General features: G+C 67.3%; 14 protein-coding genes. All 14 read left to right on the top strand.

Features of this window, described 5'->3' with window-relative positions; translation table 11 throughout:
- Positions 1 to 3 precede the first annotated feature (3 nt).
- Positions 4 to 693, top strand: coding sequence for an OmpA family protein (locus tag SP6_RS20085; RefSeq protein WP_082052479.1), 690 nt, complete (start codon positions 4 to 6; stop codon positions 691 to 693).
- A gap of 19 nt (positions 694 to 712) precedes the next feature.
- The gene (locus SP6_RS10535; protein ID WP_037568513.1) at positions 713 to 1,714 is read left to right on the top strand and encodes a type VI secretion system protein TssA; all 1,002 of its coding nucleotides are present in this window, start codon (positions 713 to 715) and stop codon (positions 1,712 to 1,714) included.
- 94 nt (positions 1,715 to 1,808) lie between these two features.
- Positions 1,809 to 2,339, top strand: coding sequence for a type VI secretion system contractile sheath small subunit (tssB, locus tag SP6_RS10530; protein WP_007404907.1), 531 nt, complete (start codon positions 1,809 to 1,811; stop codon positions 2,337 to 2,339).
- Positions 2,340 to 2,394: 55 nt separating this feature from the next.
- Positions 2,395 to 3,888: a type VI secretion system contractile sheath large subunit gene (gene tssC / locus SP6_RS10525; protein WP_007404992.1), complete on the top strand. Its 1,494-nt coding sequence runs from the start codon at positions 2,395 to 2,397 to the stop codon at positions 3,886 to 3,888.
- A gap of 38 nt (positions 3,889 to 3,926) precedes the next feature.
- Positions 3,927 to 4,421, top strand: a complete 495-nt coding sequence (locus tag SP6_RS10520; RefSeq protein WP_007404883.1) for an Hcp family type VI secretion system effector — start codon at positions 3,927 to 3,929, stop codon at positions 4,419 to 4,421.
- Positions 4,422 to 4,450: 29 nt separating this feature from the next.
- Positions 4,451 to 5,236 carry a type VI secretion system accessory protein TagJ gene (locus SP6_RS10515; RefSeq protein ID WP_007405026.1) on the top strand — a complete coding sequence of 262 codons (786 nt, stop codon included), beginning with the start codon at positions 4,451 to 4,453 and terminating at the stop codon, positions 5,234 to 5,236.
- 7 nt (positions 5,237 to 5,243) lie between these two features.
- Positions 5,244 to 5,777 carry a type VI secretion system baseplate subunit TssE gene (gene tssE, locus SP6_RS10510; protein ID WP_007404984.1) on the top strand — a complete coding sequence of 178 codons (534 nt, stop codon included), beginning with the start codon at positions 5,244 to 5,246 and terminating at the stop codon, positions 5,775 to 5,777.
- 6 nt (positions 5,778 to 5,783) lie between these two features.
- Positions 5,784 to 7,670 (top strand): type VI secretion system baseplate subunit TssF, encoded by a 1,887-nt coding sequence (gene tssF, locus SP6_RS10505; protein WP_007404891.1) that lies wholly within the window; start codon positions 5,784 to 5,786, stop codon positions 7,668 to 7,670.
- Positions 7,634 to 8,671 carry a type VI secretion system baseplate subunit TssG gene (tssG, locus tag SP6_RS10500; protein WP_037568584.1) on the top strand — a complete coding sequence of 346 codons (1,038 nt, stop codon included), beginning with the start codon at positions 7,634 to 7,636 and terminating at the stop codon, positions 8,669 to 8,671. The genes tssF and tssG overlap by 37 nt, the downstream gene beginning before the upstream one ends.
- A 338-nt stretch (positions 8,672 to 9,009) precedes the next feature.
- Positions 9,010 to 11,628 (top strand): type VI secretion system ATPase TssH, encoded by a 2,619-nt coding sequence (gene tssH, locus SP6_RS10495; protein WP_007404880.1) that lies wholly within the window; start codon positions 9,010 to 9,012, stop codon positions 11,626 to 11,628.
- 402 nt (positions 11,629 to 12,030) lie between these two features.
- Positions 12,031 to 12,369: a hypothetical protein gene (locus SP6_RS10490; protein WP_037568515.1), complete on the top strand. Its 339-nt coding sequence runs from the start codon at positions 12,031 to 12,033 to the stop codon at positions 12,367 to 12,369.
- 74 nt (positions 12,370 to 12,443) lie between these two features.
- The gene (locus SP6_RS10485; RefSeq protein ID WP_007404930.1) at positions 12,444 to 14,183 is read left to right on the top strand and encodes a ShlB/FhaC/HecB family hemolysin secretion/activation protein; all 1,740 of its coding nucleotides are present in this window, start codon (positions 12,444 to 12,446) and stop codon (positions 14,181 to 14,183) included.
- Positions 14,184 to 14,193: 10 nt separating this feature from the next.
- Positions 14,194 to 22,104 (top strand): two-partner secretion domain-containing protein, encoded by a 7,911-nt coding sequence (locus SP6_RS10480; protein WP_158005312.1) that lies wholly within the window; start codon positions 14,194 to 14,196, stop codon positions 22,102 to 22,104.
- 11 nt (positions 22,105 to 22,115) lie between these two features.
- Positions 22,116 to 25,235: a CHAT domain-containing protein gene (locus SP6_RS10475; protein WP_167541258.1), complete on the top strand. Its 3,120-nt coding sequence runs from the start codon at positions 22,116 to 22,118 to the stop codon at positions 25,233 to 25,235.
- The last annotated feature ends 5 nt before the right edge of the window (positions 25,236 to 25,240 follow it).

Below are 25,240 nucleotides of genomic sequence, written 5' to 3'. Positions count from 1 at the left end.
GCCATGTCGTTGCGGATGCTCACAGTTTGTTTGGCGACCACGCTGGTCGCCCCCTCGGCCCATGCGCAGGAGGCGGCGTCCTCCAAGACGCGGCCAAGCGTCGAAAGCTATCTCTGCGCCTTTGCGGGCAAGTGCGATGGCGTGCAGGGGGCGCAACCTGTGGTGACGCGCGATGCGCCGGAGACCAAGGGTTTCCGGCTGGCCAAGCCGAGCGCTTCGGGCGAGGCGAGCGGCGTGGCCGCCACCGTCACCTCGCAGCCGCGCAGTGTCGATCGTGCGACGCGTCGCTCGTCGCTGCGCCGTGCCCATTATACCGCGCCATCCGCGCCGGCCGTCAATTATGGTGCGGTACAGCGTCCGCGCGCCGATCTGATGATCGGGTTCGAGCTCAATTCCGCACGCTTGTCGGCGGAGGGAACGCGCGCGGCGCAGGTTTTCGCCCGCTCGCTGCTGATGCCCGAGCTGAAGGACAAGCGCTTCCTGATCGAGGGGCATACCGACCTGCGCGGCGGCGCCCGGATCAATGGGCCCTTGTCGACGGCACGTGCCAAGGCGGTTGCGGATTATCTGGTGACGCTGGGTGTCGATCGCAGCCGCCTGGAAACGCGGGGCTTCGGTTCGGCGATGCCGCTGCCTGGGCACAGCAAGGCGGACCCGGTCAATCGTCGCGTCGAAGCCGAGCTGATTTCCTGAGGCGCGACTGGTGTCGGACATGGCCCCCAGTATCGATATTGCCGATCTCCTGACGCCGATCGCGCCCGATGCGCCGGCGGGGCCGGACCTGTCCTATGACCCGGCGCGCCAGGCGATCGAACAGGCGTTCAGCGATCCGGCTGATGAGGTCGACTGGCCGCGTACCATCGTGATGATCGAGGCGCAGGCGCGGCAGACCCGCGACGTCTGGCTGGCCGTCTATCTGGCCCGGGCAGGCGCGCGGGCGGGCGATCTGGCCGTGGTGGAAACGGGCGTGCAACTGCTGGCCGGGCTGTTCGAACGGCTTTGGGACAGCGCGCATCCGACGATCGAGGAATATGGGATCGAGGGGCGCAAGGGCGCCTGCGAATCTCTGGTTCGGATCGGCGAGTTCCTGGCGCCGCTCCGCCGCGTGCCGCTGATCGTGCATCCGCGGCTGGGCCAATATGACGGCGCGGATGTCGAACGCTTCAGCGAGGACGGCATGGCCGATGGCTATGGCCCGTTCCGCGCTGCCTTGGCCGACACGCCGGTCGAGCGGATCGAGGCGATCGTCGACCGGTTCCGCCGGATCGAGGCGGCGTTGCAGCGGGCCGATGCGGTCCTGTCGGAAAAGGCGGAGGAGGTCGGGCAGACCGGCACCAATTTCCGCCCGACCTATGAAGCGATCGAGGGGATCGTCCATGCGCTGACTCCCTTTGTCCGCCAGACGGGCGAAGCGGCGGCGGCTGACGACGCTATGCCGATTACCCTGTCCGACGGGCCGAGGCCCATGGGCTCGGGCGGTGTCGGGCGTATCCAATCGCGCGAGGATGTCGCCCGCGCCCTCGATGCGGTCATCGATTATTATGGTCGGGTCGAGCCATCCAGTCCGATCCCGGTTGCATTGGGGCGGGTAAAGGGTTGGATCACCATGGATTTCATGGCGATCCTGGCGGACATCGCGCCCGGCAGCGTCAGCGATGCGACGGCGGTGCTGCGCGCGCGGGCGGAGGCCGAAGCGTCGGCGGATCTAATGTAGATCAAGAGGATGCGGTTCGTGATCACGGAGCCATTACGGCGCTGAAACATTATGCGGGTGAAGCCCGCAGAGGCTGGGAAACGGGACGGAGCACATGGCGATCAAAAGCGGTCAGCGGTTCATCCGCGAAAATCGGAAGCCTCGGGTCCATATCGAATATGAGGTGGAGACCTATGGCGCGCGCCAGAAGATCGAACTCCCCTTCGTCATGGGGGTGATTTCGGACCTATCGGGCAAGAGCCTGAAGGACAAAAAGGCGGCCGAATCGCGCGAGTTCATCGATGTCGACATGGACAATTTCGACCAGCGGATGGAGGCGATCGCGCCGCGCGTCGCCTTTGCCGTCGACAACACGCTGAACGGCGAGGGCAAGATCGCGGTCGACATGACGTTCAACTCGATGAACGATTTTTCGCCGGGCGAGATCGCGCGCAAGATCGAGCCGCTGGCCAAGCTGCTCGAGGCTCGGACCCAGCTCGAAGATCTGCTGTCCTATATGGACGGCAAGCATGGCGCGCAGGATTTGCTGGACCGAGTGCTGCGCGACCCGGCGCTGCTTCAGGCTATCTCCTCTGCGCGCCAGACGGGCGAGGATGCGCCGATGGCCGAGGCGAAGGAAGACTGACAATTAGCGGTGGCCCGGCAGGGGCCTTGTCCATCTAACGGATCGGAGCGGTACCATGGCGCAAGAAGCGCTCAGGCAGTCCAGTGAAGCAGCCCCCGCGACCGCAGGGGAACTCGACGATTTCCAGGCGTTGCTCCAGAAGGAGTTCCGCCCCGCCAATGACGAGCGCAAGAACCGCATCGAACAGGCGGTCCAGACGCTGGCGCAGCAGGCCCTGGGCGATGCCAGGATCATCGGCGGCGACGTGTTCGCCACGGTCGATGCGATGCGCGCTGCGATCGACCGGAAGCTGACCGAGCAGATCAATCAGATCATCCATCATCCGGAATTCCAGCAGCTCGAGGCGGCGTGGCGGGGTCTCAACTACCTCGTCATGAACACCTCGACCGGCAAGGACATGAAAATCCGTGTGATGAACATGTCCAAGGAAGAGTGTCGGCGGATGTTCCGCCAGTATCGCGACGCCGCCTGGGACCAGAGCCCGCTGTTCAAGAAGGTCTATGAGTCCGAATTTGGCCAGTTGGGCGGCCAGCCTTATGGCGCGTTTGTCTGCGACTTTTATTTCGATCACAGCGCGCCCGATCTGGAAGTGATGCGGGGCCTGTCGCGGATCGGTGCGGCGAGCCATGCGCCCTTCATCGCCGCCGCCGCGCCCAGCCTGCTGGGCATGGACAGTTGGACCGAGCTGTCCAATCCGCGCGACCTGGGCAAGCTGTTCGAGGCGACCGATTATGCCGCCTGGCGGTCCTTCCGCCAGTCGGAGGACAGCCGCTATCTGGCGCTGGCGCTGCCGCGCTTCCTGGGGCGGCCGCTTTATGGCGCCAAGACCGATCCGGTCGACGAGTTCGATTTCGAGGAGGATACCGGCGGCGCGCATGACCAGCATCTGTGGCTGAACGCCGCCTATGCGATGGGGACGCGCATCACCCAGGCGTTCAATACCTATGGCTGGACCACGCGCATCCGCGGCGTGGAATCGGGCGGTACGGTCGAGGAACTGCCGACCGCGACCTTCCCGACGGACGAGGGCGGGATCGATCAGAAATGCCCGACCGAGATCGCGATCAGCGACCGGCGCGAGGCGGAGCTGTCGTCGGCGGGCCTGATGGCGCTGGTCCATCGCAAGAACACCGATCAGGCGACCTTCATCGGCGCCCAGACGGTGCATCGCCCGGCCAATTACGACAAGAAGGAAGCGACCGCCAATGCGAACCTGTCGGCACGCCTGCCGTATATTTTCGCGAGCTGCCGCTTCGCCCATTATCTGAAATGCATGGTCCGCGACTGGGTGGGCGGCTCGCGCGAGGCCGAGCAGCTCGAACGCGACCTCAACAATTGGGTCCTCCAATATGTCGACGGTTCGCCGACGACGTCGAACGAGGAAACCAAGGCCCGCCTGCCGCTGAAGCAGGCCAAGATCGAGGTGATCCCCGACGAGGAGAACCCGGGTTACTACAAGGGCAAGTTCATGTTCGTGCCGCACTACCAGCTGGAAGGCATGGACGTGACGCTCAGCATGGTTTCGCGCCTCCCCAAGACGTCGGGCTGATCCGGCGCCCCCATCAGAAGTAGAGACAGGAGAAACTCATGGCAGTCGATCTTTTCCTCAAAATTGACGGTATCCACGGCGAATCGAGCAAGAAGAACCATCAGGGCGAGATCGATATCATCTCGTTCGACTTCGGCGCCGTGCAGCATGGATCGTTTCATACCGGTGGTGCCGGCGGCGGTTCGGGCAAGGCCGAAATCTCCGACATCCGTATCCAGAAGGAAGTCGACAAGTCGTCGCCGCTGCTGTTCAAGGCCTGCGCCTCGGGCAAGCATATCAAGGAAGCGGTCATCTACTCGCAGAAGGCCGGCGACGGCTCGGCGCCACTGACCTATTACAAGATCAAGCTGGAAGACATCATCGTCTCCGATATCCATAATAACGGCGCGTCGGGCGGCGATGCGATCATGGAATCGGTGACGTTCAACTGCGCCAAGGTGACCTTCGACTATCAGGCGCAGAACGCGCAGGGCGGCAAGGATGGCGGCGTCGTCACCGCCTATTACGACATTCGTCAGAACGAGGCGGGCTAAACCCCGTCGATCGTCCGCAGGAGGCCGATATGAACCAAGCGGACGATCGTCTCCGTGCGGGCGATCTCGACGGTGCACGAGCGGCGCTGATCGAGGTCGTCCGGCGCGAGCCGGGGAATGTCCCCAATCGCATGTTCCTGTTCCAGTTGCTGGCATTGACCGGCGAATGGGACAAGGCGAAGGCGCAATTGGGCTCGCTGGCGCAGATGTCGCCCGAGGCGCAGATGCTGTCCGTGGTCTACGGCCAGGCCATCGACGCCGAGCGGCAGCGTGAGGCGGTATTTGCCGGTACGCTGCGCGCCGAGATTCACAGTACGCCTGCCGAAGGCGAGGCCGAGTGGGCCACGCCGCTGGCCGAGGCGATCCAGGCCGAAGCGCAAGGCCGCGCCGAAGACGCCGAACGCCTGCGTCAGGGCGCGTTCGACGCCGCCCCCGATACGCCGGGCCATTTCGACGATGCCCCCTTCGACTGGATCGCGGATGCCGATCCGCGTTTCGGTCCGACGCTGGAGGCGATCATCGGCGGCCGCTATGGCCTGCTTCCCTTCGACCGCGTGACCGAAATCGTCAGTGAAGGTCCGCGCGATCTGCGCGACATCATCTGGTATCCGGTCGAGATCACGCTGAAGAGCGGACCGCGTATCGCGGCCCTGATTCCCACCCGCTATCCCGGTGCTTCCACCGATGCCGCTGAGAGGCTCGCCCGCGCCACGGGATGGGACGCGGAGGGGCGTGGCTCAGGCCAGCGCGTGCTGGTGACGTCCGACGACCAGGATCATGGTCTGTTGACGCTCCGTTCGCTGCGGTTCGGATAAGGCGGCGATGGCGGTCACCCAGCGCCTGACCCCGACGCTCTACGACAAGCTCGTCGCGGATCTGGAAATTTCCGGCCTGCGCGACATGAGCGACGAGACGCCGGAGGTCAGCCGCGAGAAATTTCGTTATTATTCGGTACCCAAGCTGGAGCGGTTCAACGAAACCGCGTTGCGCGCAACGATCCGTCGCGATCTGGCCTGGCTGCTCAACACGACGAATCTGGAATCGCTCGTCGATCTGGAGCCTTATCCGCATGTCCGGGATTCGGTGCTCAACTATGGCCTGACCGATCTGGCGGGGCGGACGCTCAACCGACGCGCGGTCCTGGCGCGCGCGCGGGAAATCCGTCGGGCGGTCCGCCTGTTCGAGCCGCGCTTGTCGCGGGAAGGCCTGACCGTCGATCCGGTCGAGGACAAGGATGACCCGCACGCGCTGACCTTCCTGATCCAGGGCGACATCACGGCCGCGGCCCAGGTGATGCCGGTCAAGTTTCGCACCGAGGTGGAAGCGGAAACCGCTACCGTCAACGTGCGCGAATAGGCTCCCATGTCCGCCCCATCCTCCGGTATCGATCCGCGCCTGCTGCGCTTTTACAATGACGAGCTCGCCTATCTGCGCGAGGAAGCGCGCGCGTTCGGCGAAGAGCATGAGGCCGTCGCCGGACGGCTGGGCCTGAAGACCCCGACCGACCCCGACCCTTATGTCGAACGGCTGCTGGAGGGCGTCGCCTATCTGGGTGCGCGCGTTCAATTGAAGATCGCGGACCAATATCCCGAGTTCACCCAGCATCTGCTCCATGCGGTCCAGCCGCATTATCTGGCGCCGATGCCCTCCATGTGCGTGGCGGGGTTCGAGCCGAAGGAAGGCGACCCGATCCTGGTCAAGGGGCACAAGGTCGCGCGCGGTACGCCGCTGATCGCGACCGCCACGGAGCAGGACGGCGTATCGGTCGAATTCCGCACCGGCCATGATGTCACACTCTGGCCGCTGCGCATTGCGCAGGTGGAGTATCTCGCCAGTCGCGCCGCCGTCGCGCCCTTTGCCAGCGCCGCCAATGTCCGCGCCGAGGCGGGACTGCGTATCCGGTTCGAGGCGACCGGCGGCGCCGCATTGCCGCAGGTCCTGCCCCGGTCGCTCCCCCTCTATCTGGCGGGGTCCGAGGCGCTGCCCGCCGAACTCTATCGCCAGATCATCGGCGAGACGCTGGCCGTGATCGCGCGTTCGGCCGATGCGGCATCAGGGGCGGAGGGATGGAAGAAACTGCCGCTGCCCGAACAGGTCGGGTTCGAGGATGATCAGGCGTTGCTTCCTGCCGAACTACGCTCCTTTCGCGGTTACCGGCTGCTCAGCGAGTATTTCGCCTGCCCCGAACGCTTCCTGTTCGTCGACCTGCCGCGTCTCGATCGGGCCTTTGCCGACAGCCCCAAGGCGTGCGACGTCGTGCTGTTGTTCCAGCGCTCCGCACCCGTGCTGCACAATGCCGTCGAGCCCGGCAATCTGCGCCTGTTCGCGACGCCAGCGATCAACCTGTTCGAAAAGCAACTGGGGCGTGTGCGCGTCTCGCAGTTCGACCATGAGCATCACGTCATCCCCGACCGTGCCCGTCCGCTCGATTTCGAAGTGTTCCGGCTGCTCGATGTGCAGGCCTATTCGGCGAACAACACCGATGCGCGGACGGTCGCGCCGCTCTATGCCTATGGCGCGTTGCTGTACGACTGGAACGAGGCGCTGTTCTACACGACGCAGCTTCGGCCGCGCCGATTGTCCACCCGCGAACAGAAGCTGCGGCGGCGCGGCGAATATACCGGCACGGAGACGTGGATCAGCCTGACCGCGCCCGGCGATGCCACGCGGCTGGACCAGATCGACGAACTGGCGGTGCGGGCGCTCGTCACCAATCGCGAACTGCCCGAACTTCTCCAGTTTCGTGGCGACCAGCATTTCGTCGCGTCCGGCGTCCCGGCCCGGGCGGTGACGGTGCTGCGCGCGCCGACCCGGCCCAGGCCGCCAATGGGCATGGGCGATGCGGCCTGGCGGGTGATCGGCCATCTCACCCCCAATTACATGACCCTGGCGCCCGAGGATGGTGACGATCCGCAGGTGCTTCGCGATCACCTGGCTCTGTACGGGCGGCAGGACGATGCCGCCTCGCGCCGTCAGGTGGATGGGGTGACGGCGATCCGTTCGACCCGGGTCGCGCGGCGCGTGCCCGGCATGGACCGCCTGGCGATCGCACGCGGCCACCGGATCGACGTAACGCTGGACGATGCCGCCTTCGACAAGGGGCGGATGTTCCTTTTCTCGGCCGTGCTCGAACGCTTCCTGGCGGAGTTCGCGAGCATCAACGCCTTCACCGAAACCCATGTTTCCAGCATCAATGAAGGGGAATTCCAGCGATGGCCGCTGAGGATCGGCCGCCGCCACAGCATCTGAGCTTCCTTGCGGCGGCGGTGGCTGCGCGGAAGCGTTTCGGGTTGTTTCCGATCGCCCGGGGGGCGGAGGCGCGCGCGCCGCACCTCCCACGCATCGGGCTGGCTCGCCGGCCGGACCAGAGCATAGCCGACATGGTACAGATGCCGACGCTCGCCTTTCCGGATTCGACGTTGGAGGAGGTGGAAGTTCGGGGCGGGCGGGCCAGGATCGGGGGATACTGGTTCGGACTGACCGGGCCGATGGGGCCGTTGCCCTCGCACATGACCGAATTTGCGGTGTTCGAGCGGCGTTATGCCAAGAAGCGCCCCTTTGGCGGCTGGCTCGACCTGCTTGCGGGGCGGATGCTCCAGTTTTTCTACCGCGCCTGGGCGGATTCGCAACCCGCGGCGCAGGCCGATCGCCCGGCGGATGATCGTTTCGCCGATCAGGTCGCCCGCCTGACGGGCGCGACCGAAGGCGTGGGGGCGGCCAATGATTTCCCGGCCCGCGCGCGTCTTCATTACGCGGCGCTGTTCGCCTCGCGGCGTAGTGCAGGGGCGATCGAGGATGCGATGACGCATCTGCTGGGCCAGCCCGTCCAGGTGCTCGAGTTCCAGCCGCGGTGGCGCGAGATCGACGAAGCCGACCGGACGCGGCTGGGCCGGTCCTTTTGCGGACTGGGGAACGAGGCGATGCTGGGCGGCCGCGCGAAGATCGCCTCCGACGCCTTTCGCGTGGTCATCCGCGCTCGCTCGCGTGCCGATTATGAGGCACTGTTGCCCTCCGGCGCGCGGTTTCGGATCCTGTCGGAGGCGCTGACCGCTTTTGCTCCCAGCCACCTGGAATGGGACGTCGCGCTGGAGGTCGAAGGTCGCGACGCCCGCCCGGCGCGGCTAGACGGCACGACCCGGCTCGGCTGGAGCGGCTGGCTGGGCGGTGGTGGCGAGGGCGTGCGGGGGGACGCGCATCTGCGGCGGCGGGGGAGTGGGGCGAGGACGGAAATAAAGGAAGCGATACCATGATGATCGCGATACCGTTCGGACCATGGCCGCCCAATCCTGGGACGAATGTACGAAAGGGTTTGCCAGCCGAGAACGGCGGAGCAAGACCGCAGAATGACCAGCGTGTCATGGGAAGGTGCAGCCATGATCACGAACGGAATGTCCGTCCCAAATAATGTCAAATGTTCGAGCGAACGGATAGAGGATGCGTGTCCATCCTTGCCGGCCCCCAAGCCAGGTTCCTGCTGATTTTGCACGCAATATCGGACCAACCACCGTCAAACCATGCAACGTTCTGTCATCGAGATCGTTGCACACCCGAAACCGGGCTGGGCCCGATCGATTTCCGGGGGGAGAGCATGACCGAGATCAGCCGCGCATCATTGTTCGGGCGACTGGACACTGCGGCGCTGACGTCGATCGAATCCGCCACCGGCTTCGCCCGGATGCGTGGCAACCCTTATGTCGAACTCGTCCACTGGATCCACCTGCTGGTGCAGGATGCGCAGGGCGATGTCGCCGCGATCCGGCGGACCTTCGGGCTGGATGACGCGAAGCTGGCGCGGGACGTGGTCGGATCGCTCGACATCCTGCCGCGCGGGGCCTCAGCGATTTCGGACTTTGCACCACAGATTGAGGAGGCGATCGAGAAGGGCTGGCTTTATGCCTCGCTGCAATTCGGGGCGGCCAAGATCCGGACCGGCCATCTGATCTATGGCATGTTGCGCACGCCGACCTTGCGCAACGCGCTGTTCGCGACCAGCAATGAGTGGCGCAAGGTCGAGGTCGAGCGGCTGGGGGCGGAATTCGCCGCCATCGTCGGCGTATCGGCGGAGCCGGACGAAGCTCCGGACACCCCCATGACGCCCGCCGCCGCGACAGGCGAGGCGCTCGCCCGCTATTCGGTGGACTTGACCGCCAAGGCGCGCGCGGGCGAGATCGACGCGATCGTCGGCCGCGATGCCGAAATCCGTCAGTTGATCGACGTGCTGCTCCGCCGACGTCAGAACAATCCGATCCTGGTGGGGGAGGCGGGCGTCGGCAAGACGGCGGTGGTGGAGGGCTTTGCCCGCCGGATCGTCGATGGCGACGTGCCCCCGGCGCTGCGTCACGTGACCGTGCGTGCCCTCGATGTGACGTTGATGCAGGCCGGGGCGGGCGTGAAGGGCGAGTTCGAGAAGCGACTGCGCCAGGTGATCGATGAGGTGGAGGGGGCCGCTACCCCGGTCATCCTGTTCATCGACGAAGCCCATATGCTGATCGGGGCCGGCGGGCAGGCGGGGACCGGTGATGCGGCCAATCTGCTGAAGCCCGCCCTTGCTCGGGGAAGGCTGCGGACGATCGCGGCGACGACCTATGCCGAGTATCGCCAATATTTCGAGAAGGACCCGGCGCTGACCCGCCGGTTCCAGACGGTCGACGTTGCCGAGCCCGAGGCGCCGGTGGCGATCGCCATGCTGCGTTCGGTCGTGCCTGCCATGGAAGCACATCACGATGTCGTGATCCTGGACGATGCGGTGGCGGCGGCGGTCACCTTGTCGCAGCGTTACGTGCCCGCACGGCAATTGCCCGACAAGGCGGTCAGCCTGATCGACACCGCCGCCGCCCGAGTTGCGGTTTCGCAGAACGCCACCCCCGCGCCGGTCGAAGACCAACGGCGGCGGCTGGCTTTGCTCGAAGTCGAACGCGGTGTCGCCGAGCGCGAGATCGAAGCACGCTATCGCCCCTCCGGCGATCTGAGCGCGCTGGATGATGCCATTGCCGAGGCGCGTGAGGCGGTCGAACAGGTCGAGGCCAAATGGGCGCGGGAAAAGGCCGCGCTGGAGGCGGTGCGGAGCGCGCGCGAGAAGGGCGGTGATGCCCTGGACGTGGCCCTGGCAGAGGCTCGGGCGGCGGCGGGGGACGCGCCGATGGTGTTCGGGGTGGTCGATGCCGACGCGATTGCCTCAGTTGTCGGCGACTGGACCGGCATACCGGTCGGCCGGATGGTCAAGGACGAGATCGCCAGTGTCCTGAAGCTCGCCGATGCGTTGAAGGCACGGGTGGTCGGCCAGGATCATGCCATGGAAGCGATCGCCAAGCGCATCCAGACCAGCCGTGCCAAGCTCGACAATCCGGGCAAGCCGGTGGGTGTCTTCATGCTCTGCGGCCCTTCCGGCGTGGGCAAGACGGAGACGGCGCATGCCCTGTCCGAACTGCTCTTCTCCGGCGATGATTCGATGATCGTCATCAATATGAGCGAGTTTCAGGAGGCGCATACCGTCTCCACGCTCAAGGGCGCACCGGCGGGCTATGTCGGCTATGGCCAGGGCGGTGTGCTGACCGAGGCGGTGCGGCGGCGACCTTATAGCGTCGTGCTGCTGGACGAGGTCGAAAAGGCGCACCCGGACGTCCATGAGATGTTCTTCCAGGTGTTCGACAAGGGCTTCATGAACGATGCCGAGGGGCGGCATATCGATTTCCGCAATACGGTGATCCTGCTGACCTCCAATGTCGGCACCGACCTGATCGCGACACTCGCCGAGGATGAGGAGATGGCGCCCGAGCCCGAGGGGCTGGCGACCGCGCTGCGTCCCGAACTGCTCAAGGTGTTTCCACCCGCCTTGCTCGGGCGGTTGCAGGTGCTGCCCTATTACCCGCTGAGTAAGACGGTGCTGGCCGGGATCGTCCGGCTGCAACTCGGGCGGATCGAGCGGCGGATCGCCGACAATCACGGCATTGCGGTGACGATCGATCCGGCCGTGGTCGATCATATCGTCGAACGCTGCACGGAAATCGCCTCGGGTGGTCGGATGATCGACGCGATCCTGACCAACACGATGCTGCCCGACATGTCGGTGGCGCTGCTCGCACGCAAGATGCGTGGCGAAGAGGTGGCGGCCATCGCGGTCGAGGTGGAGGAGGGGCGCTTCACCTATAGCTTCGATCCGCCGATGGGTTTCGATGACGGGACGGAGATGGAGGAAGCTGCGCAATAATCGTCGGCATGTTGCGGATATTTTGCAAATATCCTCATGTTGCCAGCAAGTTGGTACGGGGCTAGGGTCAAGACACGAGCTGAGGGAGCATGTCGTGCGCCTGACGATGATAGGTCGTAAAAGGGGAAAGCCGTCGCTTTCGATATTGCCTCCTTCGGGCAATGTCGGGAGTTGGATTATGCCTTTGCTGACAGGGTGTGGGCTTTCCTTTGGGCGGAGGCTTGTCGCTTCGCTGGGTCGGCATGACCCGGCAATGTCGAGCGGGTGTGATAGGCTATGACCGGGTGGAGTCGGGTTGCTCTTTTGACGATAGCGCTGATCGGGTCCGTTGGGCGCGCAGAGACCCCGCCTGCGTCACATCGGCCGGCAGTGCGGGCTTCGACCGCTGCGGATGCGGCATCCTTGCAGGCATTCTGGACCCGGTTCCGGCGCGCCGCGCTGAAAGGCGATTCGACGGCCATTCGCGCGCTCAGCGCACCCGTCGTGCTTCAGCATGGTACGCGCGATGATGTGCCGGTGATCCGGCTTCCCGCCGCCCGGGTGCCGGGTGTGCTGGCCCAGATCATGAGCCAGCCGGACGGTGTCGATCCGGCGGGACGGCCGCATCGTATCCTGCTGGAAGCGACGCCGGTGCCGCAGCGCGATCACGCCCAGCCGGCCGACCATTTCCGCTTTGGCAATCTGGTGTTCGCGCGCGGCAAGGCGGGCTGGCGACTGACGGAGCTTTACGACGAAGGATGACGGCACCGCCGTCATGGCCCGACGGGCCGATCATTCACGCCGCAGGGAGCGCGGCGGATTTCAGGGGACGGGATTTGGGACGAGGTACACGCGTAAAGCTGGGCGCGCTGGCGGGGGTGATCGCCGGGGTGCTCGCCCATCCGGCGGCGGCGCAGGTCGCAGGTCAGGTCGGCCTGCCGACGCGGCAGGAGGTGACGCCGCCGACGCCGCAGCCGCGCACGGATTCCACCGCCAGCGTCGACTCGCGCGGCGCACTGGCCGAGGCGAATTGCCCGTTCGATGCTTCGCCGTTGCGGCTGTCCCTGCAACGTGTCGAGTTCACCCGTCCCGACGGATCGCCGCTCCAGCCGCAGATTGCCGAGGCCCTGTCGGGACTGGAGACGCCGACGGGGGATCAGCCGATCGCGATCGTCTGTTCGGTGCGCGATGCCGCCAATGCGGCGTTGCGGCGCAAGGGCTGGGTCGCCTCGGTTCAAATCCCGGCGCAGGAGATCACCGATGGCGTGCTGCGCCTGCAGGTCGTGACCGCGCGGATCGTCGAGGTGCGGGTGCGCGGCGATGCGGGCCGTTACGAGCCGTTCCTGCGGCGGCGGATCGCCGCCATCCAGGCGCTCGATCCGCTGAACGAGCGGGAAGCCGAGCGCATCCTGCTGCTGGCCGGGGACGTGCCGGGGCTCGACGTGGCACTGTCGCTGCGGCCTTCGGGCGGCGAGGCAGGGACGGTGATCGGCGACCTGACGATCAGTTCGCGCCGCTTCGCGCTGTTCGCCAATGCGCAGAATTACAATTCCGCCCTGCTGGGGCGCGAGACCGTCTATGCGCGCGGTGAAGTCTATGGCCTGACCGGGCTGGGTGACATCACCTATCTGGGCGCATCGACCACGACCGATCTGAAGGAACAGATCATCGTCCAGGGCGGCCATATCTTCCAGTTGGACGATGGCGGTGCGACCTTTGGCGGCCGTGCGACCTATGCCTGGTCACGGCCCGATCTGGGGGCGCTGGACCTGCGCACCAATACGCTGATCGCCGGGATCGACCTGACCAAGCCGTTGATCCGATCGGTGCGCGGCAATGCGCGGGCGCGGGCCGGATTCGATCTGGTCGACCAGATTTCGCGCGTCGGCAGCGGCGATGCGGCGGTGACGCTGACCCGCGACCGGCTGCGCATCCTGTTCGCCGGGATCGACGCCGACAAGCAGTTCCTCGATGCCGATGGGCGTCCCTGGCTGTCGCTCGCCTCCTCGCTGGAGGTGCGCAAGGGGCTGGGCATTTTCGATGCCAGCCGTTCGGGTTTCGCCAGTGGCCAATTGACCTCGCGGCTGGAGGGCAATGCCCGGGCGCTGGTCGTGCGCGGGGTGGTCGATGCCACGATGGCGCTGGGCCCGATCTTCAGCATCGCGGGGCTGGGGCAGGTGCAATGGACCAACGATCCGCTGCTCAATTATGAGGAGTTCGCGCTGGGCAGCCTGACCATCGGGCGCGGCTATGATCCCGGCTCGAACAGCGGTGATCGCGCGGTGGGTGGCCATGTCGAGGCGCGGGCCGATCTGCCGCTGACCTCGGCGCTGGGCACCCAACTCTACGGCTTTTTCGACCATCTCTATCTCGAAAATCTCGATCGCACGCGGATCGAAGGACCGCGCAGTTTCGAAAGCGTGGGCGGCGGCGTGCGCTTGTCCTTCCCCAATCGACTGGTCCTCGACGTCGGTTATGCCAAGCCGCTCGACCGTGCACTGCTGCTCGACAAGCAGCGCCCGCCCGCGCGTGTCCTGGTTTCGCTGACCGTCCAGTTCCGTGATCGCGCCCGATAGGATGTCCATCATGACCGACGCCTCGTCGCCCGTCCGCCGCCTCCGCCTGATGCTCGTGCTGAGCAGCGCACTGGGTACCACGACCCTGGGCGGGTTGAGCACGTCTGCGATCGCGCAGACCATTCCGACACGCGCGGATGTAGTGCGAACCCAGACCAACCTGCTGGGCCTCGATCCGCAGCTCAGCAATTCCGATGGCAATCTGAACGTCAATCTACGCGCGAACAGCACGGTCATCGACTGGAACGGGTTCAACATCCCGGAAAACAGGACGGCCAATTTCGAGAATGGCACATTTTCGCGCAACATCGCCGTCCTCAATCGCGACGTGTCGGGCAATGCATCGCAACTGCTAGGCAAGCTGACCAGCGATCCGGGCGTCGCGGTCTGGGTCTATAATCCCAACGGCATATTGGTGGGGTCGAAGGCGTCGTTCAACACCGGCTCGCTGGTCCTGTCGACGCTAGACGTGAACAGCAGCGATTTCCTGGCCGGCGGCAGCAATTACCGGCTGGGCACGGGCAGCGGCAGCACATCGGCGATCACCGTTCTGAACGGCGCGCAGATCAGGGTGCAGGGTGGCAATCGCGGGCTGGTGATGGTCGCGCCCAAGATCGAGGCGGACGGTAATTTCCAAGCGGTTGGGCAGGACGTCGCCTTCGTCACCGCGACCGACGTGACCCTGTCCTATTCTTCCAGCAGCCCCCTGTCCGTGACGATCAATCGCGGCACGCCGGTGTCGGGGCGCAGCCAATATGTGCGGGGCACCGTCGGCGGGCAGGACGCCTTGTTCGCGCTCGCCTCGCAATCCACCGTCACCGACGCGCTGCTGCAGATCGATGCCGGCGTCACCACCGCCACGGCCGGGGAGCGCGGTATCATCCTGTCCGCAGGCAAGCCCGGCACGGGGGTCGGCGGGGTCACGGTATCGGGGGCGGCGGCGGATATCGGCGGGGTGGCCAATCTGCTGGTCAATGGCGGCCTGACCGTCAGGGACGACGGCAGCGACATCATCGCCGGGGCGAGCGGCACGATGGGTCTGACCGGATCGTTGTCCAGTCAGCGCGATATCCTGTTGTCGGCGGATGGCAGTCTGAGCGTGACCGGAGCGGTGGCGGCGGACCGCGACTATATCGCCACAGGCACCGGGATCGCGCTGGGCAATGGCGCGACACTGGTCCAGAGCGCAGGGCGCACGGTTCGTCTGACGTCGAACAATGGCGATCTGACCGGCGCGGCGGGGCTTACGCTGCAATCGGGCGGCAGCTCGGCTGTGACCTTAGCGACGACGGGCACGACGGCGGGCAACATCGTGCTCGACCCGACGAGCAGCCTGATCGGCGGCGACAACAGGCAGGGCTATGTCGATATCCGCCAGCGGGATGCGGGGAACAGCATTGCGCTCGGCAATGTGACGGCACGCGGCTTGCGCCAGTCGGTCGGTTCCGGCGCGGCCACCAATGGCGTGACGACGACCAACGCGCTGGTCCTGGGCAATGTCGATGTGCAGGACGCGCTGGCGCTCAACGCCGCCGGGCTGACCGCCGGGTCGCTCGCTTCCGATCGCGGCGTGACGATCGCGTCCAATGGCGCGCTGGCGACAGGGTCGATCCTGGCGCGCGGCGGCGGGGTCACCCTGACCGGCAGCGGTCCCACGACCATTGGCGGCACGATCGCGGCGAACGGCTTTACCGCGGACCTGAAGGTCACGCGCGACGGCGCCATGACGCTGGCGGGACTGTCGGCAACCAACGACATACGGATCGACGCGGGCAGCGGCGCCGTGGCGGTCACCGGGCCGGTGACGTCGGGGATGCAGTATCTCGTCTCAGGCAGCGGCGTTACGCTGGGCGGCACCACGCCGGTTGCCCAGGTGGCGAAATATCACGTCACCATCACCGCCGGAGCCGGGGGGATCATCGGCGCGCCGGGCCTGACGCTGCAGTCGGATTCGGACAATTTCGGCGGCGGCATGTTGACGCTGGCGCTGACCGCACCCTCGGCCACCGGGATCGCCTTTGCGGGCAATACGACCCTCCTCGGTGGTCCGACGCGTGGAACCGACGTCGCGATCAACCTGTCCGATCCCGCAAGCCCGATCACGCTGGGTGCGGTACGCGCGGCGAACCTGACCGGGCTCAACACCGCGGGCGCGTTGCAACTGGGCAATGTGTCGATCCTGGGCGACCTGACCGCGCAGGGCGCATCGATCGCAACCGGGGATCTGACGAGTTCCAATGGCGGCATCACGCTGACCGCCGGAACCGGCAATGTGACGGCGGGCGCGGTCAACTCGGCCAGGAGCGTGAGCATCACGTCGGCGCAAGGTGTGACGGTTGGGACATTGTCGGCCCAGGACGCTGTTTCGGTCAGCGGGCAGGGAGCGGCGAGCTTTGGCGGCGACGTGACGGGCGGCGGGCCGGTCTCGCTGTCGGCCGCGTCGCTCGGCTTCGCGGGCGATACGCTGCGCAGCGGAGGCGCGATCGACCTGCGAGCCTCCAGCGGCGGCATCACCAGCACCGGTGCGCTGGCGGTCGCCTCGACCAGCAACCAGGCGAACGACTTTATCCGCCTTCAGGCCAATGGCGCGGACGGCATCGCCTTTGCGAGCGGCAGCAGTATCACCGGCGGCACGAACCGGGCGCTGCGCGTCGGTATCTTCAACGCCTCGGCCGACGCACCGGTACGATTGGGCGATGTCACTGCCAGGTCGCTGACGGCGCTGTCGGCCGCCAATGGCGATGCGACCCGAGCGGGCGGGGCGATCCTGTCCAACGGTTCGCTGGCGTTCGGTGCGCTCAACCTGGTCGACAGCTTCGCCGCCGAGAGCCTGAACGGCAATCTCAGCGTCGGTCAGATCGCGGTGACGGGCAATGGGCAGGGGATCAGCCTGCGCGCGGCCAAGGGGGCGCTGAGCGTCCAGAACACCCTGTCGACCAGTGGTGATGTGACGCTGGTCAGCGGCACCGGCCTGACCCTGGGGACCGTCGAAAGCCGCGATGGTCGTGTGACCCTGACCAGCGGTGGGGCGGTGAAGCTTGCCAACCTGAATGGTGCGCTGGGCGCGAGTGCGAGCGGGACGCAGGTGAGCGTCGATGCGGTGCGTGGCGGGCCGGTCGCGCTGGCCGCGAGTGCGGGGGATGTGCAGGTCGGCGGGATCAGCGGCACCAGTGTGACGGTCGGCGCGACCGGCGGCGCGGTGGCGATCCGCAATGCCCTGACCGCGACCGACGCGGTGGCGCTGACCGCGACCGGCGATGTTCGGGTTGGCGGAGCGCTGTCGGGTGCCGGCGTGACCGTGAATGCGGGGGGCGGTGCCGCGCTGCTCGGCGGCGTGCAGGCGCGGGGCGATGTGGCGGTGAGCGCCAAGGCCGTGTCGCTGGCCGGGGTGCATAGCGCCACCGGATCCTATGCCATTACCAGCACGGCAGGGGGCATCACGGCGGCGAACGGCACGTCGATCCTGTCGGACAGCAACGGCCTGGGCGGCAAGGCGCTGAGCCTGACCGCGACCGGCGATATCGCCTTCGACCCGAGCAGCAGCCTGGGCGGCGGCAACGGGACATCGGCGGTCACGCTGACCACCAGCGGCGGCGCGATCGGGGTGGGCAATGTCACCGCGACCGGCTTCACGGCCAATGGCGCCTCCAGCATCCGGACCGGCGATCTGACGCTTGGCAGTGGCCTGTCGCTGGCGGCGGCCGGCGGGGTCGCGACCGGGGCGATCAATGTCGGCACCGGCGGCGTGGCGATCGATGCGGGCAGCGGCGCGCTAACCACCGGAGCCATCGATGCCGGTGACGCGGTGACGCTGAACGGCGGAGCCCTGTCCTTCGGGCGCGTTGGCGCCAAGGCGTTGAAGGCGACCGCGAACGGCACCCTGACGGGTGGCGCGATCGCGACGCAGGGCGATACGGTGCTTCAGGGCAGAAGCATCACGGCGGGCAATATCAACGCCGCCAATCTCTCCGCCGTGACGGGCAGCGATGCACTGAACCTGGGCGACCTGACGCTGAGCGGCGGCGCGACGCTGAGCGGTGGCGATGTCCGCTTCGGCCGGGTGTCGGGCACATCCCTCTCGGCAACGGCGACCGGCGCGCTTCAGGGCGGTGCGATCACGACCCAGGGGGCCGCCAATGCGAACGCGACCGGGGCGCTGACGCTCGGCACGATCAATGCCGGCGGTGTGACCAGCCTGGGCGGGAGCAGCGTCAATGTCGGCGCGATCAATGCGACGGCGTTGACCGCTACCGCTTCCAGCGGCGATTTGGTCGCGGGCGATATCTCGACCAGTGGGCCGGTCAGCGTGTCGGCGACGCAAGGCACGGCTGATCTGGGGCAGATCACCACCGCGACGGGGGACGTGACGGTTCGCGCGGCCGGAACGCTCAACGCGGTGGGCGTGACCTCTGGCGGTGCGGCGACACTGACGACAACGGGTGGCAATGCCGACATCCTGCTGGTCAACGGCCTGGACGCGGTGGGGGCGGCCAGCGTCTCGGCCACCGGCAATGTCCGCGCGCCGCAGATTGTGAGCCGGACGAGCGATCTGACGGTCGCGGCCCCCAATGGCGAACTCAGCGGCTATCTGCCCGGCTCGGGCGTCACCCTGGGGGCGGGGCCGGGACGTGCCTTTTCGCTGACCATCGGCGCGGCGGCGCGGCTGGGCGATGTGGTCGGGGGCAAGCTGACCATCGTCGCCACCTCGATCAGTGCGGGCCGGGTCGATACCGGCAACGAGGCGCTGGAGCTGCGTGCGACCAACGGCGATCTGACGGTGCGCGGGCCTGTGACGGGCGGCACCGTGGCCCTGGGGGCGAGCGGACGGACCAGCCTGAACGACGTCACCGCCAAGGGCGGACTGACCCTGACGGGCGGCACGATCGGCTTTGGTGACGTCTCGGGGACCACGATCGATATCGCATCGGCGGGGGCTTTGAGCGGCGGACGCGTGACGTCCGGCGGCGCGATCGGCGTGAAGGGCGCCAGCATACAGCTTGCCGGGCTATCGGGCGGCACGGTCAGCGCCTTGGCCACCGGTGGCGACCTGACGTTAAGCGGGCCGGTGAGCGGCACGGACGTCACGCTGGGTGCGACCGCCAACGCCACACTGGGGCAGGTGACGGCGGGCGGAGCATTGTCGCTCAACGGCGGCAGTGTCGGCTTCGGTGATCTGGCGGGCACATCGGTCACGATCGCGTCGGCGGGTGCGGTCAACGGCACTTCGATCAAGGCGACGAGCGCCGCCAGCGTCAATGGCGCGACCGTCGGGCTGGGTACGGTTTCGGGCGGCAATGTCGGATTGTCCGCGACGAGCGGCGATCTGCGGGTAAGCGGGCCGGTTACCGGTAACGACGTGACGCTGGGCGCGACCGGCAATGCCGCGCTGGGGCAGGTGACGGCGGGCGGAGCATTGTCGCTCAGCGGGGGCAGTGTCGGCTTCGGTGATCTGGTGGGCGCATCGGTGACGCTCACCTCGGCGGGGGCGGTCAACGGCACTTCGGTAAAAGCTTCGAATGCCGTCAGCGTGACCGGGGCAAGCGTCGGGCTTGGCACGGCATCGGGAGGCAGTGTCGGTTTGTCCGCCACGAGCGGTGACCTGAAGCTGACCGGCTCGACCACCGGCACGGACGTGACGCTCGGCGCGACCGGCAACATGGCCCTGACGCAAGTCACGGCCAGCGGCGCGCTGAAGCTGACCGGTGGAAGCGTGGCGTTCGGCGATCTCGCCGGCGCGTCGATCGATGGCCAGTCCACAGGCGCGATCACCGGCGGCTCGGCGCAGGCTTCCAATGCCGTGTCGCTGCGCGGTGGTTCGCTCAGCCTCGATCGTGCGAGCGCCGGGGCGGGCCTCGCCCTGTCGGCGAGCGGTGGCAACCTATCGCTCGGCAGCCTGACGTCGGGCGGCGATGCCGTGCTGAGCGCCAAGGGCGTCGCCAATGTGACCGGCAACGTCACGGCGGGGGGCGGATACCGCGTGACCGGCAGCGGCGTGACGCTGGGTGGCCAGGATGGGATCGTCCAGAAGGCAGCCGGGGACGTGCGGATCACGGCGCTGGCGGGTGATGTGAATGCCGCGCGCGGGCTGACCCTGACCAGCGATGCGGACGGCGCGGGTGCCGAGGCGCTGGTCCTGGACGCCGCCGGACAGATCGGCCTGACGGGCACGAAGCTTCAGGCGCGGCCCGGCGGTGGCGCGGCCCTGGGCCTGCGTGCGGGGAGTGGACGAGCGATCCAGCTAGGCCAGGTCGAGGCGGCACGGATCGGCAGCTTCGATGGTAGCGCGGTGGCGAGCGGCCTGACGCATGACGCCAACCTGACCACCGGTGATCTGACGATGGGAAGCCTTTCGGTCACCCTGTCGCGCGGCGATATGGCGCTGGGCAAGATCGCCGCATCCGGTGCGGTGGCGCTGCGCAGCGATGCGGGGGCGATGGCGCTGGGCGATCTGCGCGGTGGCAGTGTCGATCTCGCCAGCGGCGAAGGATTGACGACTGGTGCCGTGACCAGCGACGGCGCGGCCTCGCTCAAGGGGCAGCGTATCGATGTTGGCGGGCGTCTGGCCGCGGCGAGGCAATTGCTCGCCGAGGCGCGCGCGGCCTTGACGTTGCGGGATGTCGCGGCTGGCGGTGCCGTCACCCTGAAGGCCGGGGAAGCGCTGAACGCCGGATCGGTCGAGGGGGCCAGCATCACCGCCAATGGTGCGGGCGTGACGTTGACCGGAGCGAAGGCGGGCGATGCGCTGTCCTTGACCAGCAGCCGCGACCTGACGCTGACCGGTGGCAGCGCGGGCGGCTCGGCAGCGCTTGACGTGGCGGGGCTGGCGACGATCGGCAGTCTGAGTGCCGGATCCACCGCGACGATCACCGCCAATGACGTGGCCCTGACCGGCCCGTTGCGGGCGCAGACCGTGGCCTTCGTCAGTCGACAGCCGGGCACGGCGAGCTTGCGTGTCGGCGACGGTACGGGCGGCGACGGCCTGCGCCTGTCGGACGCCGAGGTCCGGCAGGTGTCGGCCGATACGCTGCGCTTCGATGCGGGCAATGGCGCGATGGAGGTCGGCGCCCTGACGCTGGGCAGCACGAGCGGCCGCACGGTTGAGATGCTGGGGACGGGCGATGTCCGGGTGGTCGGTACCGTCGTCACCGAGGGGACCGGGCGCATGGTGCGGATCGGCGGCGGCACGGATGGCGGCAATGCGGCCAACATCCATGTCGTCGCGACGCGCGATGGCGGCGGGCGTCTGCTGTTCGACGGGTCGGATGTCGAGCTGCGCGGCAACCGTATCGCCATGGGGCTGGCCCCCGGCTTTATCGACACGCTGCAACCCGGCAATGCCGGATTGATCCAGGCCCAGTCGCTCATCAGCAACGGCAATTCCACGCTCTACAACGCGCAGTTGGGCGGCGGCTTCTACGATCCCTCCGCCACGACGACGCTGTCCGCGCGTTCGCTGACCGTCCGGTTCGGGGATTATGCCCTGTTCCAGAATACGGCGGTGCCCGGCGAGTTTTCGGGGCTGAAAATCGGCGGCACGCCCGGCGCGCCGGTGTCGCCCGCGCTGCGCATCAGCAGCTTCGGGACGCCGGGGCAGAATGGCGTGGCGCTGTTCGGTACGATCAACGGCATCGGCGGGGCCAGTGCCGCGCTGCTGGGCAATCCGGTGATTGCGATCGACCCGACGCTGTTGCCGAGCAGCCGCATCAATGGCTGTCTCGCCGGATCGGGGGCGGGGTGCATCACCACCATCGTCATCCAGCCGACCCTGCAGGTGTTCAAGTGGAACAGCGAAGAGGTGTTCGGCATCGCCCGCGACGTGGCGGTGCCCTTCTCGCCGGTGATCGGCGCCAATAACGAGGAACTGCTCAGCGGGCTGCCCGAACTGGCGCCCCAGGCTCCCAACGAACAGGAAAGCGAATGACGATGCCGCGCATGATGCTTCGTCCCCGTCACGCCCTGATGATCGCGGCACTGGGCAGCTCCGCGCTGGTTCAGGGGGCCGGCCTCACGCCGATCGCCCGCATGGAGACGATCGGGCTGGGCCGCAACATGGCGGGGGAAACCTGCGTCGCGACGCGCAACTGGGCCGATCCCGGCGTGCCCGATCGCTTCGACCGTGCCTATACCATCGCCTGTTCCGGCGTGGCGGCCAGCCGTCCGCTCGGCACCGTGCGGGCGGTGCGCGCGACCGAGGAGGCCAAGGCGACCCTGGATGCACAGTTCGATTGCGGCCCGGAGAACGCGGTCGTCATCGCCGGGCAGAGCGGCAGCGCACGGCGCTGTTTCGACCGGGTGACCGGTCTGGAATCGCTGCGGCTCGACATGGTGAGGGGCGATCGGCGTTATGTCGCGGCGGGGACCCCCGCGCTCCTGCCGCTGCTCGAAGAGGCGCTGGCAGTCATCGCCGAGATCCGGCCGCTGAGCGCCGACACGACGCGTACGCCGCAAGCGACGATCGCACTGACCGCCTTCGCACCCCGGCCGGGGGCGGCTCTGCCGGGTGCGGATGGGTTGGACAGCGTCGCGCCCTTCGACATCGCCAGCGCACTGGCGCAGGGGATCAGCCTGAACCACAAGGGGCTGCACGTCGACGCCTCGCGCGTGCTCAATGACGCGCTGAGCCGTCTCGATCCCTCGACGCCCGCGCCGCTGCGCGCCGAGTTGCAACTTGAGGCCGGGCTCGCGGACTCCAATATCCGCTTTCCCGATGCGGCAGCGGCCCATTTCGCCGCCGCCGATGCGATCTTCACCGCAGAACCTGCGGTGCGGAGTGCCTTTCTGGCACGCAAGCGCGATACCTATGTCGCCTTCGACGCGATCAACCGCCATGCCTTTGCCGAGGCGCTGGCGACCCTCGACCGGGTGGCGAGCGCGCCCCTGTCGGCCGATCAGCCGCTGCGCGATCCGGGCGTATTGCGTCTGTTGAACCAGCCCAACCGGAACGGCACCGCCACCGCGCTGGCCGTGCCCAATGCCGCTGCGCTGTCGCAACTGGTCCTCGATATCGAGACCCAATATGCGCGCAGCGTCGCCCTGCTGGCGCAAGGCGATCGACCGGCGGCGGAGGCGGCGATCGAGCGGGCGGCCGCCACCTATCGCCCGTTGGCCAATGACCGCTTCGACCAGAGCCAGCTCTTGTGGCTGGGCGCACGGATCGCGCGGCAACGAGGACGGTTGCAGGCGCAGCGGGGCGATTACAGCGACGCCTATGACAGCTTTACGAGCGCGGTCGACATGCTGCGCCGGGGCGCGATCGCCAATGCCGGGACAGGGAACGAACCCGCCATCGCCGAGGCGCAACTGGACCGTGCCGCCGTATATGCCCGCACCGGCGCACCGCGTTCCGCCGTGCGCAACGCCTTTGGAGAGGCGGTTGATGCACTGATCGACTCCCGGGGGACGTCGCTGGGCAGTTCGCTCGGCATGGAGGATTATCTCGACATGCTGGTGGCGGAGGCCGCCAAGCCGCAGCCGGATACCTATGACCGATTCTTTCGCGCGGTGCAGGCTAATGGCGAGCCCGCCGTCGCACGACAACTGACCCAGTTGCGTTCGGTGGTTACGGCGGGCGGCACGGTGGCGACGGCTCTGCGCGAGCGGGCGGATCTGGAGCGAGAGATCACCCGGTTACGCTATGCCATTGCCGGCGCCGCGCCGGGGCAGGGCGCTCCGGCCGACCTGGAACGGGCCCGTGCCGCCGCCGAACAGCGACTGCTGGTGGTGGATGCGCAACTCGCCGCCGATCCGCGCTATCGCACCTTGGACGACGCCCCTGCGACGCTTGCCGAGCTGCGCGCCGGCCTGCGGCCGGGCGAGAGCTTCATCAAGCTGACCCGGCTCAATCGGCGTATCTACGGCCTGGTCGTCACGCGCGATGCCACCTTCATCTACCATGTCGCGGGCAGCGAGGCAGCGACCCGCGCGGTCGAGACGTTGGGCAAGCAACTTCGCGCTTCGATCGACGGCGATCTGAACGTCGGCAAGCTCGTGCCGTTCGACGAAGCGCGGGCCTATACGCTTTATCGCCTGATCGCGGGGCCCGCCGCCGCCACGTTACAGGCATCGCGTGCGATCGTGGTCGATCCGGCGGGGCCGCTGGCGACGCTGCCGTTGGGCGTGCTGGTCACGCGTTATGATCCCAAAGCGGTGAAGCCCGACCCGTTCGACTTTTCGCAGACGGCGTTTCTGGCGCGCGGGGCGGCGATCTCCAATGCCTTGTCGCCGCGTTCCTTCCTGGTCGCGCGCAGCACGCCGGCGTCGCGCGCGCCCAAGCCATTTCTCGGGTTCGGCCAGCATGTCGCCCCGGCGGCGGTCAGCGGCTCGGCGGCGGAGCGGCCCGTCCCGGTCGGCTATGGCTGCATGATTGATTATGGTCGCCTGGCCAGTCTTTCGCGCAGCCTGAAGCCGATCAGCGCGCGGGAGATCGATATCGCCGCCGCTGCGCTCCAGGCCCGGCCGGCGCAGATGCTGATCGGCCCGGCCTTCACCGATACCGGGGTCGAGAGCCGCGATGACCTCAACGATTATGAAGTGCTGCATTTCGCCACCCACGGCCTGACCGAGGGTGTCTGGGGCTGTTCCCAATCGCCGCCCGCGCTGGTGACGTCGTTCGGCAATGCGCAGTCCGATGGACTGCTGAGCTTTTCAGAGATTGCCGAGTTGAAGCTAGACGCGAATCTCGTCGTGCTGTCTGCTTGCGATACCGTGGCGGGGGTCCGCGACGAAGCCCTGGCGCGTAGCGCGGGGCAGGAGGAGGCGGGCGCGACGCTGGAAGGACTGGTCCGTGCCTTCCTGGCCGCCAATGCCCGTGCGGTGCTGGCGACCTATTGGCAAGTGTCGGCGGAAAAGGAGAGCGACGAGTTCATCCGGGCCTTCTACACCCGCGCGCGCACCGGCACGCTGGGCGAGGCGATGCAGGTGGCGCAGCAGACTCTGATCGCGCTGCCGACCTATTCGCATCCCTTCTACTGGGCGCCCTATTTCCTGGTCGGGGATAGCAGCAAGACCGCTTTGTCGGCCGCAAATCCCAGCGCCCGCATCGCGGCCCGCTGAATCGG

It is taken from the genome of Sphingomonas paucimobilis NBRC 13935 (genome assembly GCF_000739895.2).
GTDB classification, from domain to species: domain Bacteria; phylum Pseudomonadota; class Alphaproteobacteria; order Sphingomonadales; family Sphingomonadaceae; genus Sphingomonas; species Sphingomonas paucimobilis.
Note: the sequence above shows the minus strand (reverse complement) of the source record. Positions and strands in the feature narration are given on the sequence as shown.

Excerpts from the sequence above, each read along its gene's own strand:
- tssF (WP_007404891.1), top strand. The coding sequence starts at position 5,784 with ATGTCCGCCCCATCCTCCGGTATCGATCCGCGCCTGCTGCGCTTTTAC.
- SP6_RS10475 (WP_167541258.1), top strand. The coding sequence starts at position 22,116 with ATGATGCTTCGTCCCCGTCACGCCCTGATGATCGCGGCACTGGGCAGC.
- tssC (WP_007404992.1), top strand. The coding sequence starts at position 2,395 with ATGGCGCAAGAAGCGCTCAGGCAGTCCAGTGAAGCAGCCCCCGCGACC.
- SP6_RS10520 (WP_007404883.1), top strand. The coding sequence starts at position 3,927 with ATGGCAGTCGATCTTTTCCTCAAAATTGACGGTATCCACGGCGAATCG.
- tssB (WP_007404907.1), top strand. The coding sequence starts at position 1,809 with ATGGCGATCAAAAGCGGTCAGCGGTTCATCCGCGAAAATCGGAAGCCT.
- SP6_RS10480 (WP_158005312.1), top strand. The coding sequence starts at position 14,194 with ATGACCGACGCCTCGTCGCCCGTCCGCCGCCTCCGCCTGATGCTCGTG.
- SP6_RS10515 (WP_007405026.1), top strand. The coding sequence starts at position 4,451 with ATGAACCAAGCGGACGATCGTCTCCGTGCGGGCGATCTCGACGGTGCA.
- tssH (WP_007404880.1), top strand. The coding sequence starts at position 9,010 with ATGACCGAGATCAGCCGCGCATCATTGTTCGGGCGACTGGACACTGCG.
- SP6_RS10535 (WP_037568513.1), top strand. The coding sequence starts at position 713 with ATGGCCCCCAGTATCGATATTGCCGATCTCCTGACGCCGATCGCGCCC.
- tssG (WP_037568584.1), top strand. The coding sequence starts at position 7,634 with ATGGCCGCTGAGGATCGGCCGCCGCCACAGCATCTGAGCTTCCTTGCG.
- tssE (WP_007404984.1), top strand. The coding sequence starts at position 5,244 with ATGGCGGTCACCCAGCGCCTGACCCCGACGCTCTACGACAAGCTCGTC.
- SP6_RS20085 (WP_082052479.1), top strand. The coding sequence starts at position 4 with ATGTCGTTGCGGATGCTCACAGTTTGTTTGGCGACCACGCTGGTCGCC.